General features: G+C 69.9%; 15 protein-coding genes. 9 read left to right on the top strand and 6 right to left on the bottom strand.

The annotated features are described in order from the left end of the window. Positions 1 to 29: 29 nt before the first annotated feature. Positions 30 to 851 (bottom strand): peptidylprolyl isomerase, encoded by an 822-nt coding sequence (locus ACZ7M2_RS35215; RefSeq protein WP_352047910.1) that lies wholly within the window; start codon positions 849 to 851, stop codon positions 30 to 32. 180 nt (positions 852 to 1,031) lie between these two features. On the opposite strand from ACZ7M2_RS35215, the gene ACZ7M2_RS35210 reads away from it, so the two are divergent. Both ACZ7M2_RS35210 and hisS read left to right on the top strand, forming a co-directional pair. Then, a complete protein-coding gene (locus ACZ7M2_RS35210) occupies positions 1,032 to 1,757 on the top strand; it encodes an MBL fold metallo-hydrolase (protein WP_352047909.1) in 726 nt (241 codons plus the stop codon). A gap of 12 nt (positions 1,758 to 1,769) precedes the next feature. Then, positions 1,770 to 3,032 (top strand): histidine--tRNA ligase, encoded by a 1,263-nt coding sequence (hisS, locus tag ACZ7M2_RS35205; RefSeq protein ID WP_470051194.1) that lies wholly within the window; start codon positions 1,770 to 1,772, stop codon positions 3,030 to 3,032. A gap of 100 nt (positions 3,033 to 3,132) precedes the next feature. On the opposite strand, the gene ACZ7M2_RS35200 is transcribed toward hisS, so the two are convergent. From ACZ7M2_RS35200 to ACZ7M2_RS35185, 4 genes are read right to left on the bottom strand one after another with little or no spacing between them, the layout of a single operon-like run. After that, the gene (locus tag ACZ7M2_RS35200) at positions 3,133 to 3,756 is read right to left on the bottom strand and encodes a response regulator (RefSeq protein ID WP_471598748.1); all 624 of its coding nucleotides are present in this window, start codon (positions 3,754 to 3,756) and stop codon (positions 3,133 to 3,135) included. Beyond that, on the bottom strand, positions 3,753 to 4,958 hold the full coding sequence (locus tag ACZ7M2_RS35195) for a sensor histidine kinase (RefSeq protein ID WP_471598747.1): 1,206 nt from the start codon (positions 4,956 to 4,958) through the stop codon (positions 3,753 to 3,755). The genes ACZ7M2_RS35200 and ACZ7M2_RS35195 overlap by 4 nt, the downstream gene beginning before the upstream one ends. Further along, entirely contained in the window at positions 4,955 to 5,800 is an 846-nt protein-coding gene (locus ACZ7M2_RS35190; RefSeq protein WP_471598746.1) for an ABC transporter permease, read from the bottom strand. The genes ACZ7M2_RS35195 and ACZ7M2_RS35190 overlap by 4 nt, the downstream gene beginning before the upstream one ends. After that, positions 5,797 to 6,663: an ABC transporter ATP-binding protein gene (locus ACZ7M2_RS35185; RefSeq protein WP_471598745.1), complete on the bottom strand. Its 867-nt coding sequence runs from the start codon at positions 6,661 to 6,663 to the stop codon at positions 5,797 to 5,799. The genes ACZ7M2_RS35190 and ACZ7M2_RS35185 overlap by 4 nt, the downstream gene beginning before the upstream one ends. A 139-nt stretch (positions 6,664 to 6,802) precedes the next feature. On the opposite strand from ACZ7M2_RS35185, the gene ACZ7M2_RS35180 reads away from it, so the two are divergent. From ACZ7M2_RS35180 to rpsD, 3 genes are all read left to right on the top strand, one after another. Then, a complete protein-coding gene (locus ACZ7M2_RS35180) occupies positions 6,803 to 7,438 on the top strand; it encodes a vitamin K epoxide reductase family protein (protein WP_471598744.1) in 636 nt (211 codons plus the stop codon). A gap of 44 nt (positions 7,439 to 7,482) precedes the next feature. Continuing rightward, the gene (locus ACZ7M2_RS35175) at positions 7,483 to 8,838 is read left to right on the top strand and encodes a replication-associated recombination protein A (protein ID WP_471598743.1); all 1,356 of its coding nucleotides are present in this window, start codon (positions 7,483 to 7,485) and stop codon (positions 8,836 to 8,838) included. Positions 8,839 to 9,153: 315 nt separating this feature from the next. Continuing rightward, positions 9,154 to 9,768, top strand: a complete 615-nt coding sequence (gene rpsD / locus ACZ7M2_RS35170) for a 30S ribosomal protein S4 (protein ID WP_054233962.1) — start codon at positions 9,154 to 9,156, stop codon at positions 9,766 to 9,768. A gap of 33 nt (positions 9,769 to 9,801) precedes the next feature. On the opposite strand, the gene ACZ7M2_RS35165 is transcribed toward rpsD, so the two are convergent. After that, entirely contained in the window at positions 9,802 to 11,961 is a 2,160-nt protein-coding gene (locus ACZ7M2_RS35165) for an ATP-binding protein (RefSeq protein WP_471598742.1), read from the bottom strand. Between the two features lie 203 nt (positions 11,962 to 12,164). On the opposite strand from ACZ7M2_RS35165, the gene ACZ7M2_RS35160 reads away from it, so the two are divergent. From ACZ7M2_RS35160 to ruvX, 4 genes are read left to right on the top strand one after another with little or no spacing between them, the layout of a single operon-like run. Further along, positions 12,165 to 12,608, top strand: coding sequence for a DUF948 domain-containing protein (locus ACZ7M2_RS35160; RefSeq protein ID WP_471598741.1), 444 nt, complete (start codon positions 12,165 to 12,167; stop codon positions 12,606 to 12,608). Positions 12,609 to 12,615: 7 nt separating this feature from the next. Then, positions 12,616 to 12,960 (top strand): DUF6167 family protein, encoded by a 345-nt coding sequence (locus tag ACZ7M2_RS35155; protein WP_352047901.1) that lies wholly within the window; start codon positions 12,616 to 12,618, stop codon positions 12,958 to 12,960. Beyond that, positions 12,960 to 15,632, top strand: a complete 2,673-nt coding sequence (gene alaS, locus ACZ7M2_RS35150; RefSeq protein ID WP_352047900.1) for an alanine--tRNA ligase — start codon at positions 12,960 to 12,962, stop codon at positions 15,630 to 15,632. The genes ACZ7M2_RS35155 and alaS overlap by 1 nt, the downstream gene beginning before the upstream one ends. 38 nt (positions 15,633 to 15,670) lie before the next feature. Then, complete coding sequence (gene ruvX / locus ACZ7M2_RS35145) at positions 15,671 to 16,135, top strand: Holliday junction resolvase RuvX (protein WP_352048015.1); 465 nt, start codon at positions 15,671 to 15,673, stop codon at positions 16,133 to 16,135. Position 16,136: the final 1 nt, after the last annotated feature.

The raw sequence follows: 16,136 nt of genomic DNA, 5'->3' as shown, positions 1-16,136 counted from the left end.
CAGCGCGACCGAAATTTCGCAGTTGACGGTCAGGATTTCGTCACGGTCAGTTTGTTGATCACGACCGTCGCGTTGGGCGCCCCGTCGCCCTGGCCTGTGCTCTCTCCGGCCGCGGCGATCTTCTTGAGGACCGTGAGGCCGGACTTGGAAATAGTTCCGAACGGTGTGTAGCTGGCCGGTAGCTGACTGTCCTGGTACACCAGGAAGAACTGGCTGCCACCGGTGTGCTTCTGGCCCGTGTTGGCCATCGCGATCGTGCCCGCCGGGTAGATGCCGCCCTTGAGGCTGGTGTCCTTCAGGTTCTCGTCCGGGATCGTGTACCCGGGACCGCCGCTGCCGGTGCCCTTCGGGTCACCGCACTGCAGCACGTAGATGCCGTTCGTGGTGAGCCGGTGGCACTTGGTGTGGTCGAAGAACCCCTTGCCCGCGAGGAAGTCGAACGAGTTCACCGTGTGCGGGGCCGCGGCCGTCTTCAGCGCGACGTCTATGTCGCCGCAGGTCGTCGCCAGCTTCATCGTGTAGCCCGCCGACTTGTCGATGGCCATCGCCGGCTCCGTCTTCCAGCTCAGCGACTTCACCGCGCCTTCGGCGGGCTTGGCGCACGGGTCCGGCGCCTTGCTGGTCGGGGAGGCGCTCGGCGTGACCTCCGCGCCCGCGTTGGCCTTCTTGTCGTCGTTCTTGAAGAGCCCGGTCGCGTACGACACCACACCGCCGACGACGACCACGCCGAGGACCGACGCGACCACCGTATTGCGCATGTGTGACTTGCGCCGCGCGGCCGTACGCCGCTGCTGCTGCCGCAAGAACTTCTCCCGGGCGAGCTGACGCCGCCGCTGTTCCTGGGTGACCACCGGGTTATCTCCTCATGCGTCTCGTACGTCAAGTGGGACGCGTGCGTCTTGTGAGCCGACCGCCTGCGTGTGCCCCGTACCGTATATGGGTTAGCTGAGGAATCGGCAGCGCCGGTAGGCTCTGATCCACAGCCACCCACCCCGTACGGCATCACGCGTACGCCACCACGAAGGACGATCGTGCTCATTGCCGGGTTCCCCGCCGGGGCCTGGGGCACCAACTGTTACCTGGTCGCCCCCGCCGCCGGTGAGGAGTGCGTGATCATCGACCCGGGCCACCAGGCCGCCCAGGGAGTCGAGGACGCACTCAAGAAGCATCGGCTCAAGCCCGTCGCCGTCGTCCTCACCCACGGCCACATCGACCATGTGGCCTCGGTCGTGCCCGTCTGCGGCGCCCACGACGTACCGGCCTGGATCCACCCCGACGACCGGTACATGATGAGCGACCCGGAGCGGGCGCTCGGCCGGTCCATCGGCATGCCGCTGATGGGGGAGCTGACCGTGGGGGAGCCGGACGACGTGCGGACGCTCACCGACGGCACGCGGCTGGAGCTGGCCGGTCTGGAGCTGTCCGTCGCGCACGCGCCCGGCCATACGAAGGGGTCGGTGACCTTCCAGATGCCCGAAGCCCGTGACGGAACGGACATTCCGTCGGTCTTCTTCTCGGGCGATCTGCTCTTCGCCGGCTCCATCGGACGCACCGACCTGCCCGGCGGTGACATGGACGAGATGCTCGGCTCGCTGGCCCGTGTGTGCCTGCCGCTCGACGACTCGACCGTGGTGCTGTCCGGCCACGGCCCCCAGACGACCATCGGCCAGGAGCGCGCCACCAACCCGTATCTGCGGCAGGTGGCGGCGGACCGCCAAGGGCGCGGCGCCGAACCCGCTCCCCGACGAGGAATGTGACGAGAGACTTTCGTGAGCACCTTCAAGGCCCCCAAGGGCACGTACGACCTGATCCCGCCGGAGAGCGCCAAGTACCTCGCCGTGCGCGAGGCGATCGCCGCGCCGCTGCGCAACTCCGGCTACGGCTACATCGAGACGCCCGGCTTCGAGAACGTCGAGCTCTTCGCGCGCGGTGTCGGTGAGTCCACCGACATCGTGACCAAGGAGATGTACGCCTTCGAGACCAAGGGTGGCGACCAGCTCGCCCTGCGCCCCGAGGGCACGGCCTCCGTACTGCGCGCCGCGCTGGAGGCCAACCTGCACAAGGCCGGCAACCTCCCCGTCAAGCTCTGGTACTCGGGCTCCTACTACCGCTACGAGCGTCCCCAGAAGGGCCGTTACCGCCACTTCTCGCAGGTCGGCGCCGAGGCGATCGGTGCGGAGGATCCGGCGCTCGACGCCGAGCTGATCATCCTGGCGGACCAGGCGTACCGGTCCCTTGGGCTGCGGGACTTCCGCATCCTGCTGAACTCGCTGGGCGACCAGGAGTGCCGTCCGGTGTACCGGGCGGCACTGCAGGACTTCCTGCGCGGCCTTGACCTGGACGAGGACACGCTGCGCCGCGCCGAGATCAACCCCCTCCGGGTCCTCGACGACAAGCGCGACGACGTGCAGAAGCAGCTGGTGGGCGCGCCGTTGCTCCGTGACTACCTCTGCGACGCGTGCAAGGCGTACCACGAGGAGGTGCGCGAACTGATCACGGAGGCGGGGGTCGCCTTCGAGGACGACCCCAAGCTGGTGCGCGGCCTGGACTACTACACGCGGACCACCTTCGAGTTCATCCACGACGGTCTGGGCTCCCAGTCCGCGGTGGGCGGCGGCGGGCGCTACGACGGGCTGTCGGAGATGATCGGCGGTCCCGCACTGCCTTCGGTGGGCTGGGCGCTCGGTGTCGACCGCACGGTGCTCGCCCTGGAGGCGGAGGGTGTCTCGCTCGAACTCCCCGCGGCCACGAGCGTGTTCGCCGTTCCGCTCGGTGAGGAGGCCCGTCGGGTGCTCTTCGCCAAGACGACCGAGCTGCGCAAGCTCGGTATCGCCGCCGACTTCTCCTACGGGTCCAAGGGGCTCAAGGGGGCGATGAAGAACGCGAACCGGTCGGGGGCGCGGTACACGATCGTCGCCGGTGAGCGGGATCTTGCCGAGGGTGTGGTGCAGCTCAAGGACATGGAGTCCGGTGAGCAGGTGGCGGTCGGGGTGAACGAGATCGTGGCGGAGCTCGAGACGCGCCTGGGCTGAGGACCGGGTCCTCGACCGCGGGCTGCGGGGGCCGGGCGCGCCCACGCGGTGGAGCCGCATATGTCACAGCCCCCCGCCCCCGAGACCCTGGAGGCGGGGGTCAGTCCAGGAGGCCGAAGCGCATCGCGCTCGTCACCGCCGCGGTTCGGTCGTCCACCCCCAGTTTGGTGAAGGCCCGCAGCAGGTGGGTCTTCACGGTGGACTCGCTGATGAACAGGCGGCGCCCGATCTCGGCGTTGGTGCAGCCCTCCGCCACCAGCCGCAGCACCGCCGTCTCACGCTCGGACAACCTCGGCCTCTCCGGCTTCGTACGGAGCTGGTCGACGAGCCGGGCGGCGACGGACGGGGCCAGCACGGTCTCGCCGCGCGCGGCGGAGCGGACGGCGTCGGCGAGTTCGGCGCGAGGGAGGTCCTTGAGGAGATAGCCCGCGGCTCCGGCCTCGACCGCCCGCAGAATGTCCCGGTCCGTCTCGTACGTCGTCAGCACGATGACCCGGCAGTCCAACCCCGCCTCGGTCATCCGCACGATCGAGTCGACACCCCCGCCCCCCGGCATCCGCAGGTCCATCAGGACGATGTCCGGCCGGAGTTCGGCCGCCAGCGCCTCCGCCTGCGGCCCGTTCGACGCGTCGGCGATCACATCGAGGTCGGGCTCGGCACTGAGCATCGCGCGCAGCCCTTCCCGTACGACGGGATGGTCGTCGGCCAGGACGATGCGGATCACGGGTCACTCCTTGGAACGGGCAGACAGACGGTGATGGTCGTGCCCTCGCCGGGCGCGCTGCGCACCCGGGCTCTGCCGCCCACTTCCGCGGCCCGGGCGCGCAACCCGGTCAGACCGTAACCGCCGACCGGCGCGGTGGGGTCGAAGCCGGGGCCGTCGTCCCGTACGGAGAGCGTCAGCGAATCGTGGGCGTACGTCAGGGCGACCGCGATCGTCGGCGAACTCCCCGCGTGCTTACGGGCGTTGGCGAGCGCCTCCTGGCAGGAACGCAGGACCACGACCTCGGGCCCGGCGGGCAGCGCGCGCACCGGGCCGGTGACGCTGACCGTCGCCTCGTGGCGCGCGGCCAGCCGGATCAGCGCGTCGGGCAGCGAGGACCCGTCGAGGTCGGCGGGCGCACCCCCGGCGACCAGGGCCCGCGCCTCGGCGAGGTTCTGCCGGGCCGTCTCCGCCATCAGGGACAGATGGCGGCGAGCCTGCGGGACGTCGTGGTCGAGTTCGGCCTCGACCGCCTGCACCAGCATCAGCAGGCTCGTGAAGCCCTGTGCGAGCGTGTCGTGGATCTCCCGGGAGAGCCGTTCCCGCTCGGCCAGCGCGCCGTGCGCCGAGGAGAGCCGGGAGAGCTCGTGGCGGCTGGCGTCCAGTTCGGCGATCAGTTCGGCCCGTTCCTGGCTCTGCTCGATGATGCGGATGGTCCAGCTGCCGACGGCCGCCGAGAAGACGAGGGTGACCACGGCGAAGAGCGAGTTGAAGAAGACGTCCTGGTCGCTCGGCCACCACAGCAGTGCCCAGCCCGCCACCGGCGCGATGTTGATGACCGTCACGGCCGCGAGCGCCCAGCGCAGCCGCAGCGCCATGAAGCACTGGGGGACGAGCGCGAAGGTCATCAGCCGGGTCTCACCGACGAGGATCCCCGACGGCAGGAACAGCACGATCGCCCCCGCGAGATAGGCGAGGGCCCGGCGTTCGTCGGGCGGGTCGGCGCCGAGGACGGGCCGCCCCACCATCACGTACCAGGGAATCAGTGCCACCAGCAGCGCCGCCGAGACGAGGCGCAGGGGCCACCCCGGATGCCCCGTGCCGAGCACGAACACCAGGGTGGCCACGCACACGACCGCGAAGTACGAGTCCCAGAGCCGGAAGGAGCGGTCCCAGGTGTACGAGCTCTTCGCGCCGCCGGGTCCGGCGATCCGTTCGGTCATCCGTCGCGGCGGTTCTTCCAGCGGAAGGTCAGCAGACACAGCAGCAATCCTCCGACGCACCAGGCCCCCAGCACCAGGGCGATCCGCCCGAACTCCCAGCCGCCCGCCTGCTCCAGGACCTTCGCCGACTCGGGCAGGAACACCCCGCGCAGCCCCTGGCACATCCACTTCAGCGGGAACAGGGCGCCGATGTTCAGCATCCAGTCGGGGATCGTGTCGATGGCGATGTAGACCCCGGAGATGAACTGCAGTACGAGGAAGGGGAGTACGACGACGGACGTGGCACTCTTGCCGGTCTTCGGCACCGAGCTGATCGCGATGCCGAGCAGGGCGCAGGCCGTCAGGCCCAGGACGAAGATCCAGGCGAAATCGGCCCACTTGGCGGGATCCGAGGGCAGCTTCACGTCGTACAGCGACGTGCCGACGACGAGCAGGATCGCCGTCTCCAGGAGGCCGGTGACCAGGACCAGCCAGATCTTGCCCAGGAAGTACGCGGCCGGCGGCATCGGAGTGCCGCGCAGCCGCCGCAGCACCTTCTCGTCCCGCTCGATGGCGATGGAGATGCCGAGGGACTGGAAGCTGGTGGACATGATGCCCGCGGCCATCATCGCGGGGACGTACAGCTGGGAGGCGGTGATGCCCGCGCCCCGCACGTCGTCCTTGAAGATCGACGCGAAGAGGAACAGGAAGACGACGGGGAAGGCGAAGGTGAACACCACCTGGTCGCGCTGACGGAAGAACTGCTTGATCTCCAGGGCGCCCCGCCGCAGACCGAGGCCCCAGGCTCCGGGCAGCGGCACGGAGGAGGCCTCACCGCGTACGCGTACGGTCGTCAGGGTCATCGCGCGTTCTCCTGTCCGGTCAGGCGGAGATAGACGTCCTCCAGGGTCGGACGGGTCACGCTCAGCCCGGGTATCTCGCCGTCGAAGCGGCGGGTGAGCTCGGCGACCGTGCGGGTGGGGGTGTCCGTGCGCTCACGGCGCTCGGTGCCGTCGGCCTCCGTCCACTCGACGGTCGCCTCGGTGCCGAAGCGTTCGCGCAGTGCGGCGGGTTCGCCTTCCGCGACGACCCGGCCCCGCGCGACGACCGCGAGCCGGTCCGCCAGCGCTTCCGCCTCCTCCAGGTAGTGCGTGGTGAGCAGGATGGTCGTGCCCTCGTCGGCCAGTTTCCGGATCAGGTCCCAGAACTGGCGGCGGGCGGCCGGGTCGAAGCCGGTCGTCGGTTCGTCCAGGAGCAGCAGCTCGGGGCCGCCGATCACCCCGAGCGCCACGTCCAGACGCCTGCGCTGGCCGCCCGAGAGCGTCTTGATGCGGCTGCCCGCCTTCGCCTCCAGACCGACGAGCCCGATGACCTCCTGCGGGTCGCGGGGCCGCGGGTAGTAGCGGGCGAAGTGCCGTACGGTCTCGTCGACCGTCAACTCCGCGGGTGCCGATTCGTCCTGCCAGACGATGCCGACCCGAGAGCGCCACGCGCGTGTGCCCGTCGCCGGGTCCGAGCCGAGCACGGACACCTCGCCCGCGTCCCGTCCGCGGTTGCCCTGGAGGATCTCCACCGTGGTGCTCTTGCCCGCGCCATTGGGTCCGAGCAGGCCGAACACCTCGCCGCGGCGGATGCCGAGATCGATGCCGTCGACGGCGGTCACGTCCCCGTACTGCTTGCGCAGCCCCCGTACGTCCACCGCGAGTTCGTTCGCGTGTGTTGTCATGCCGACGAGCATGCCGCCGGAACGAACGCTCCGGGACGACCGTGCGTACCTCCTTATGTCCATCGAACGGTGGACACACATGTGGGTGCGGCACAATGTCGCTTGCCCGCAGGCCCTTCGAGACTACGGAAACGGCGTGATGAGCAAGACGACAGTCAAGGACGTCTCCATCGACCAGGAACGCTCCGACGGTCCCCGGACGGTCGGCGGCAGCCGTGCGCTCGCCGTGCTGCTCGTGATCACCGGTGCGGCCGGTCTGCTCGCCGCGTGGGTCATCACGATCGACAAGTTCAAGCTGCTGGAGAACCCGAACTTCGTGCCGGGATGCAGCCTGAACCCGGTCGTCTCCTGCGGCAACATCATGAAGAGCAAGCAGGCCGCGGCCTTCGGGTTCCCCAACCCGATGCTCGGTCTCGTCGCGTACGGCATCGTGATCTGCGTCGGTATGAGCCTGCTCGCACGGGTCACCTACCCGCGCTGGTACTGGCTGACCTTCAACGCCGGCACCCTCTTCGGCGTCGGATTCTGCACCTGGCTGCAGTTCCAGTCGCTGTACCGGATCAACTCGCTGTGCCTGTGGTGCTCGCTGGCCTGGGTCGCCACGATCATCATGTTCTGGTACGTGACCTCGTCGAACATCCGCAACGACTTCCTGCCCGCCCCGCGCTGGCTGAAGAGTTTCTTCGGCGAGTTCACCTGGGTCCTGCCCGTCGTGCACATCGGGATCATCGGGATGCTGATCCTGACCCGCTGGTGGGACTTCTGGACCAGCTGACGGCCCCGCGGGGATTGTCAGTGGCGTGACATAGGGTTTTGGACGTGGAGCCCGACCTGTTCACCGCCGCAGCAGAAGAACGCCAGGAGAAGGACCCGTCCAGCAGCCCCCTGGCCGTACGGATGCGCCCGCGTACCCTCGACGAGGTCGTGGGCCAGCAGCATCTGCTGAAGCCGGGCTCACCTCTGCGCAGACTCGTCGGCGAGGGGAACGGCGGACCGGCCGGACCCTCCTCGGTGATCCTCTGGGGCCCGCCCGGCACCGGCAAGACGACCCTCGCGTACGTCGTCTCCAAGGCCACCAACAAGCGCTTCGTGGAGCTCTCCGCGATCACCGCGGGCGTCAAGGAAGTCCGCGCGGTCATCGATGGCGCCCGCCGCGCCACCGGCGGCTTCGGCAAGGAGACCGTCCTCTTCCTGGACGAGATCCACCGCTTCAGCAAGGCCCAGCAGGACTCCCTGCTCCCGGCCGTCGAGAACCGCTGGGTGACGCTGATCGCCGCCACGACCGAGAACCCGTACTTCTCGGTGATCTCCCCGCTCCTGTCCCGCTCCCTCCTCCTCACCCTCGAACCGCTCACCGACGACGACCTGCGCGGCCTGCTGCGCCGGGCCCTCACCGACGAGCGCGGCCTCAAGGAGGCCGTCACCCTCCCCGAGGACACCGAGCGGCACCTGCTGCGCATCGCCGGGGGAGACGCCCGGCGCGCCCTGACCGCTCTGGAGGCCGCCGCCGGCGCGGCGCTCGACAAGGGCGAGCCGGAGATCACCCTCCAGACCCTGGAGGAGACCGTCGACCGCGCCGCCGTGACGTACGACCGCGACGGCGACCAGCACTACGACGTGGCGAGCGCCCTCATCAAGTCCATCCGCGGCTCCGACGTGGACGCCGCACTGCACTACCTGGCCCGGATGATCGAGGCGGGCGAGGACCCCCGCTTCATCGCCCGCCGTCTGATGATCTCCGCCAGCGAGGACATCGGCCTCGCCGACCCGAACGCGCTGCCCACAGCCGTGGCCGCCGCCCAGGCCGTCGCCATGATCGGCTTCCCCGAGGCCGCGCTGACCCTCAGCCACGCCACCATCGCCCTCGCCCTGGCCCCGAAGTCCAACGCCGCGACCATGGCCATCGGCGCCGCGATGGAGGACGTACGCAAGGGGCACGCGGGCCCGGTGCCGATGCACCTGCGCGACGGGCACTACAAGGGCGCGGCCAAGCTCGGGCACGCCCAGGGGTATGTGTATCCGCACGACCTGCCCGAGGGCATCGCCGCCCAGCAGTACGCCCCGGAAGAGCTCAAGGACCGGGAGTACTACACGCCGACCCGGCACGGCGCCGAGGCGCGCTACGCGGACGCGGTGGAGTGGACCAGGAAGCACCTCGGTAGAGGGCGGTCCTGACCACCCTGTAACATGACGCGAAGCGCTGCGTCCCGTGTCCGGCTCCGGTCGGCACCACCAGAACGGGACATCCAGCCGGAGCCCCTGCCGTTGCGGAGGGATTCCAGGAGCGTCGCGCACCGTCGAAGGTGTCGCGGGCAGCCCACCACCACCCGGTCTCCGGGAACGGTCGGTGGGCCACTCGCGTGCTGCACGTATGTGCCCAGACCCAGGAGCGGCTGCCCAGCAGGTCCCTCGAGGACCCGCGGGGTTTCCCGGGCTGCGGATTGCGACCTCCCTTAACTCTGGTGAGCCGAAATCACGGAAAGAGAAAAAGTGGCGAATCAGTCCCGCCCCAAGGTCAAGAAGTCGCGTGCCCTCGGCATCGCGCTGACCCCGAAGGCCGTCAAGTACTTCGAGGCCCGCCCCTACCCGCCGGGCGAGCACGGCCGCGGCCGCAAGCAGAACTCGGACTACAAGGTCCGTCTGCTCGAGAAGCAGCGTCTGCGCGCGCAGTACGACGTGTCCGAGCGTCAGCTCGTCCGCGCCTACGAGCGTGCCTCCAAGGTCCAGGGCAAGACCGGTGAGGCCCTGATCATCGAGCTCGAGCGCCGTCTCGACGCGCTGGTCCTGCGTTCGGGCATCGCCCGCACGATCTACCAGGCCCGCCAGATGGTCGTTCACGGCCACATCGAGGTCAACGGCCAGAAGGTCGACAAGCCGTCCTTCCGCGTCCGTCCCGACGACGTCGTGATGGTCCGCGAGCGCAGCCGCAGCAAGACGCTGTTCGAGGTCTCCCGCGCCGGTGGCTTCGCCCCCGACGGCGAGACCCCGCGCTACCTCCAGGTGAACCTCCCGGCCCTGGCGTTCCGCCTGGACCGCGAGCCGAACCGCAAGGAGATCCCGGTGATCTGCGACGAGCAGCTCGTCGTCGAGTACTACGCCCGCTGATCGTCTTTCAGCGGACGTAGCACCACCTGCGCGTCAGCCCGTCGTCTCCCCGCCCTTCGAGGTGGGCGAGACGGCGGGCTTCCGCATGTCCGGGGGCAGCCCGCGCGGCGCGGGCACCGCACCCAGCGGCCGGGGACCGGGCCTCCGCAGTGCCCGCGCGACCGCCGCCTCCCGCCCGAGCCGAGACCCGGCCCGTACGCACTCCTCGTACCGCTCGTCGCCCAGCCGCCGCCGGGCCCCGGCCTCGCACCGCTCGTGCGGCACGTTGTAGTACGCCGAGCCGAACAGCGGCAGGCCCACCGAGGGCCACAGCCGGGCCGCCGCCCCCTGCAGCAGCGCGGCCTCGGCCGGATCGCCCTCCGCCTCCGTGACCAGCGCCAGCAGCTCGATCGCGAGGACCGTGCCGAGCAGGTCGTGGAAGGCGTGCCCGATGTCCAGGCTCTGTTCCAGGAGCTCCCGGGCGTGCCCCGGATCGCCCGCGGTCTGGGCCTCGTACGCCAGCACATACAGCGCGTAGGCGAGCGCCCAGCGCTCCCCGTGGTCCTCGCAGACCCGGCGGACGTCCTCGCAGAGCCGCACCGCGCCCGGCAGATCGCCCCGGAACGCCAGCGCCATCGCCAGCTCCACCTGGGCCATCAGCACGTTGCTGTTGAGCTCGCCGATCGCGTGGTAGCGGTCGAGCGCCGAGCGCAGCAGGGTTTCCGCGCGTGCCATGTCGTCACCGATCAGCGCCAGACAGCCGGTGCGGTGCTCGGCGTAGGCGATCGCGGTGGGGTTGTCGGTGCGTTCTGCCTCCTCGCGGCACTCCTGGAGCGCGGTGAGCGCGGGCACCATGTCGCCCTGGAGGATCGCCACATAGCCGAGCACCCACAAGGCTTTCAGCCGCGACTGCTCGCGGTCGCTGTCGAGCTCCACCCCGCGCTCCAGCCAGTGCCGCCCCTCCGCCAGCCGGCCGCAGCCGACCCAGTAGAACCACAGGCTGCCCGCCAGGTACTGGCCCAGATGCGTCTCGCCCGGCTCAGTCAGGCTGTACTCCAGGGCGCAGCGCAGATTCGGCAGCTCCGTCTCGATGCGCGCGGCCACCTCACCCTGCCGCGGCGAGAACCAGTCCAGCTCGCACCAGGTGGCCAGGCCCATGTACCAGTCGCGGTGGCGGCGGCGCAGCCGGCTCGCGTCGCCCGCCGCCACCAGCCAGTCCGCGCCGTACGCCCGCACCGTGTCCAGCATCCGGTAGCGCAGGCCGGCCGCCGTCTCCTCGCGCGCCAGCACCGACTGGGCGAGCAGCTCGCCCAGCACGTCGAGGACGTCGTCGGCGTGCAGTCCGTCACCGCTGCACACGTACTCGACGGCCTCCAGGTCGAACGGTCCGGCGAACACCGAGAGCCGCGACCACAGCAGCCGCTCCTCGGGCGTGCACAGCTCATGGCTCCAGCCGATCGCCGTCCGCAGCGTCTGGTGGCGTGGCAGGGCGTCACGCCCACCGCCGGTGAGCAGCCGGAAGCGGTCGTCGAGCCGGGACAGCAGCTGCCCGGGGGAGAGGGCGCTCAGCCGGCCGGCGGCCAGTTCGACGGCGAGCGGGATCCCGTCCAGGCATCGGCAAAGCTCCAGGACGTCCGCCCGGTTGCCGTCGTCCAGCGCGAACCCGGGCACCCGGGCCGCCGCTCGGTCCGTGAACAGCTCCGCGGCCTCCCGCTCGGACAGTGGGGCCAGCGGGAACAGCACCTCGCCCTCGACCTCCAGCGGCCTGCGGCCCACGGCGAGCACCCGCAGGCCCGGCGCATGCCGCAGCAGTTCGCCCACCAGCGCGGCGCACGCGTCCACCAGATGCTCGAACCCGTCCACGACCAGCAGGAGTTGACGCTCGGCGAGATGGTCGAGGAGCAGCGTGTGGGGCGGCCTCGACGTCTGGTCCGCCAGAACGAGGGCCTCCACGAGCGCGTACGCGACGAGATCCGGATCGCGCACGGAGGCCAGCTCCACCCGCCATGATCCGTCGCGCGGCCGGGTGTGTGCGGCGGCCCGTGCCGCGAGGCGTGACTTGCCCACGCCGCCCATGCCCGTCACCGTCACCAACCGGGCCTGCCCCAGCGCCTCCGCCAGCCGTGCGAGTTCGGCCGTGCGCCCCACGAACGCGTTGAGTTCCAGGGGCAGATTGCCGGGTGCGGACCGGTCGGAGCACTCAGAAGCTCGCATGGGACACGGAGCGTACTGACCCGTAAGCGGTCCGTACAATCACTTCGCGCAAGTCCGGGCCCGGCAGCCGGTAATGCGGTACGGAGCGGCGGCCCCGGCGCGATAGGCTCGGGGGACGACTTTTTGATGTTCAGGCACGATGTCCAGGCAGGTATCAGACACGGTGTCCGGGCAGGTACTGGCAGGCACGTACTAGGGAGCGGGTGCGAACAGTGTCCGGTGGAGAGGTGGCCGGGATCCTGGTGGCCGTCTTCTGGGCGATCCTGGTCTCCTTCCTCGCCGTCGCACTGGCGAGGCTGGCCCAGACGCTCAAGGCGACCACCAAGCTCGTGGCGGACGTGACCGACCAGGCTGTCCCGCTGCTGGCCGACGCCTCCGCGGCGGTGCGCTCCGCGCAGACCCAGATCGACCGGGTCGACGCCATCGCGTCGGACGTCCAGGAGGTCACCTCGAACGCGTCGGCGCTCTCCACGACCGTCGCGTCCACCTTCGGCGGCCCGCTGGTGAAGGTCGCGGCGTTCGGTTACGGCGTCCGCCGGGCCATCGGCGGCCGCAAGGACAATGTGCCCCCCAAGGCCTCCCGTCGTACCGTGATCGTGGGCCGCACCGTCCCGTCCGCGCGACGGGGAAAGCGGAAGAAGGACTGACGCAGCGATGTTCCGCCGTACGTTCTGGTTCACCGCCGGCGCAGCCGCGGGTGTGTGGGCCACCACCAAGGTCAACCGCAAAATCAAGCAGCTGACCCCCGAGAGCCTCGCGGCCCAGGCCGCGAACAAGGCGATCGAGGCCGGGCACCGGCTCAAGGACTTCGCGCTCGACGTCCGCGACGGCATGGCCGAGCGGGAGGCCGAACTCGACGAGGCACTCGGGCTCGATCGCCACCCCGAGCTGCCCGCGCCCCGGCGTATCGCCGCGATCGAGAACAGTCCGAACCACAGCAAGAACCCGACGTACGTCGAGAGGTCGACGTACTCGTACAACCGGAATGAGGACCACTGATGGAGTCGGCCGAGATTCGCCGCCGCTGGTTGAGCTTCTACGAGGAGCGCGGTCACACTGTCGTTCCCTCGGCGTCGCTCATCGCGGACGACCCGACTCTGCTCCTGGTCCCCGCGGGCATGGTGCCCTTCAAGCCGTACTTCCTCGGTGAGGTCAAGCCGCCGTGGTCGCGCGCCACCAGCGTGCAGAAGTGCGTGCGCACACCCGACATCGAAGAGGTCGGCAAGACCACCCGGCACGGCACGTTCTTCCAGATGTGCGGCAACTTCTCCTTCGGTGACTACTTCAAGGAAGGCGCGATCACCTACGCCTGGGAGCTGCTCACCTCGCCCCAGGACAAGGGTGGTTACGGGCTCGACCCCGAGCGCCTGTGGATCACCGTCTACCTCGACGACGACGAGGCCGAGTCCATCTGGCGCGACAAGATCGGTGTCCCGGCCGAGCGCATCCAGCGCCTGGGCAAGAAGGACAACTACTGGTCCATGGGCGTCCCGGGTCCCTGCGGCCCCTGTTCCGAGATCAACTACGACCGCGGCCCCGAGTTCGGCGTCGAGGGCGGCCCGGCCGTCAACGACGAGCGCTACGTGGAGATCTGGAACCTGGTCTTCATGCAGTACGAGCGCGGTGAGGGCATCTCGAAGGAGGACTTCGAGATCCTCGGCGAGCTGCCCAGCAAGAACATCGACACCGGCCTCGGCATGGAACGCCTCGCCATGATTCTGCAGGGCGTGCAGAACATGTACGAGATCGACACCTCCATGGCCGTCATCAAGAAGGCCACCGAGCTCACGGGCGTCGAGTACGGCGCCGCCCACGAGTCCGACGTCTCGCTGCGCGTGGTCACCGACCACATGCGCACCTCCGTGATGCTCATCGGCGACGGCGTGAGCCCCGGCAACGAGGGCCGCGGTTACGTGCTGCGCCGCATCATGCGCCGCGCCATCCGCAACATGCGGCTGCTCGGCGCCACCGGTCCGGTCGTCAAGGACCTCATCGACGTCGTGATCGAGATGATGGGCCAGCAGTACCCGGAGCTCGTCACCGACCGGCAGCGCATCGAGACCGTGGCCCTCGCCGAGGAGGCCGCCTTCCTCAAGACGCTGAAGGCCGGCACGAACATCCTCGACACGGCCATCACCGACACCAAGGAGTCCGGCGGCACGGTGCTCGCCGGCGACAAGGCCTTCCTGCTCCACGACACCTGGGGCTTCCCGATCGACCTCACCCTCGAAATGGCCGCCGAGCAGGGCCTTTCGGTGGACGAGGACGGCTTCCGGCGTCTGATGAAGGAGCAGCGGGACAAGGCCAAGGCCGACGCCCAGGCCAAGAAGACGGGCCACGCCGACCTCGGCGCCTACCGTCAGATCGCCGACGCCGCCGGTGAGACCGAGTTCATCGGCTACGACCGGACCGACGGCGAGTCGCGCATCGTCGGCATCCTGGTCGACGGTGTCTCCTCGCCCGCCGCCACCGAGGGCGACGAGGTCGAGATCGTCCTCGACCGCACCCCGTTCTACGCCGAGGGCGGCGGCCAGATCGGTGACACCGGCCGTATCAAGGTCGACACCGGTGCCGTCATCGAGATCCGCGACTGCCAGAAGCCCGTCCCGGGTGTGTACGTCCACAAGGGCGTCGTCCAGGTCGGCGAGGTCACCGTCGGTGCCCAGGCCCAGGCCACCATCGACTCCCGTCGCCGGACGGCCATCGCCCGCGCCCACTCGGCCACGCACCTCACCCACCAGGCCCTGCGCGACGCCCTCGGCCCGACGGCCGCCCAGGCCGGTTCCGAGAACCAGCCCGGCCGCTTCCGCTTCGACTTCGGTTCTCCCTCGGCCGTTCCGACGGCCGTCATGACCGACGTCGAGCAGAAGATCAACGAGGTGCTCACCCGCGACCTGGACGTGCACGCCGAGATCCTGAGCCTCGACGAGGCCAAGAAGCAGGGCGCCATCGCCGAGTTCGGCGAGAAGTACGGCGAGCGCGTCCGCGTCGTGACCATCGGCGACTTCTCCAAGGAGCTGTGCGGCGGCACGCATGTGCACAACACCTCGCAGCTCGGCCTGGTCAAGCTGCTCGGCGAGTCCTCGATCGGCTCCGGCGTACGGCGTATCGAGGCCCTGGTGGGCGTCGACGCCTACAACTTCCTGGCCCGCGAGCACACGGTCGTCGCTCAGCTCCAGGAGCTGATCAAGGGCCGTCCCGAGGAGCTCCCGGAGAAGGTCTCCGCCATGCTCGGCAAGCTGAAGGACGCCGAGAAGGAGATCGAGAAGTTCCGCGCGGAGAAGGTCCTGCAGGCCGCCGCCGGTCTCGTGGAGTCCGCCAAGGACGTCCGCGGTGTGGCTCTCGTCACAGGTCAGGTCCCAGACGGCACGAGCGCCGACGACCTGCGGAAGCTGGTCCTCGACGTACGCGGCCGCATCCAGGGCGGACGGGCCGCCGTCGTGGCCCTGTTCACCACCGCGGGCGGTAAGCCGCTCACGGTCATCGCCACCAACGAGGCCGCCCGCGAGCGTGGCCTCAAGGCCGGTGACCTGGTCCGTACGGCCGCCAAGACCCTCGGCGGCGGCGGTGGCGGCAAGCCGGACGTCGCCCAGGGCGGCGGCCAGAACCCGGCCGCCATCGGCGAGGCCGTCGACGCGGTCGAGCGGCTCGTCGCCGAGACGGCCAAGTGAGCACGGACGATCAGCAGCGGAGCGGGGACGGCCGGGGCATGCGCCGCGGCCGCCGGCTCGCGATCGACGTCGGGGACGCCCGGATCGGGGTCGCCTCGTGCGACCCCGACGGGATCCTCGCGACTCCGGTCGAGACCGTGCCGGGGCGCGATGTCCCGGCCGCTCAGCGCCGGTTGAAGCAACTCGTCGAGGAGTACGAGCCGATCGAGGTCGTCGTCGGGCTCCCTCGCTCCCTCAAGGGGGGCGAGGGTCCCGCCGCCGTGAAGGTGCGCGCCTTCGCCCAGGAGCTGGCCCGGGCGATCGTGCCCGTCGGCGTGAGGCTCCTCGACGAGAGGATGACCACAGTGACGGCCAGTCAGGGTCTACGCGCGTCGGGCGTGAAGTCCAAAAAGGGCAGGTCCGTCATCGATCAGGCGGCCGCCGTCGTCATCCTGCAGCAGGCTCTGGAGTCCGAACGGGCGTCAGGCAACCCACCGGGTGAGGGCGTCGAAGTGGTCATCTGAT

Source organism: Streptomyces sp. NPDC111507 (assembly GCF_055638955.1).
This window is presented reverse-complemented; position numbering and strand designations above follow the sequence as displayed.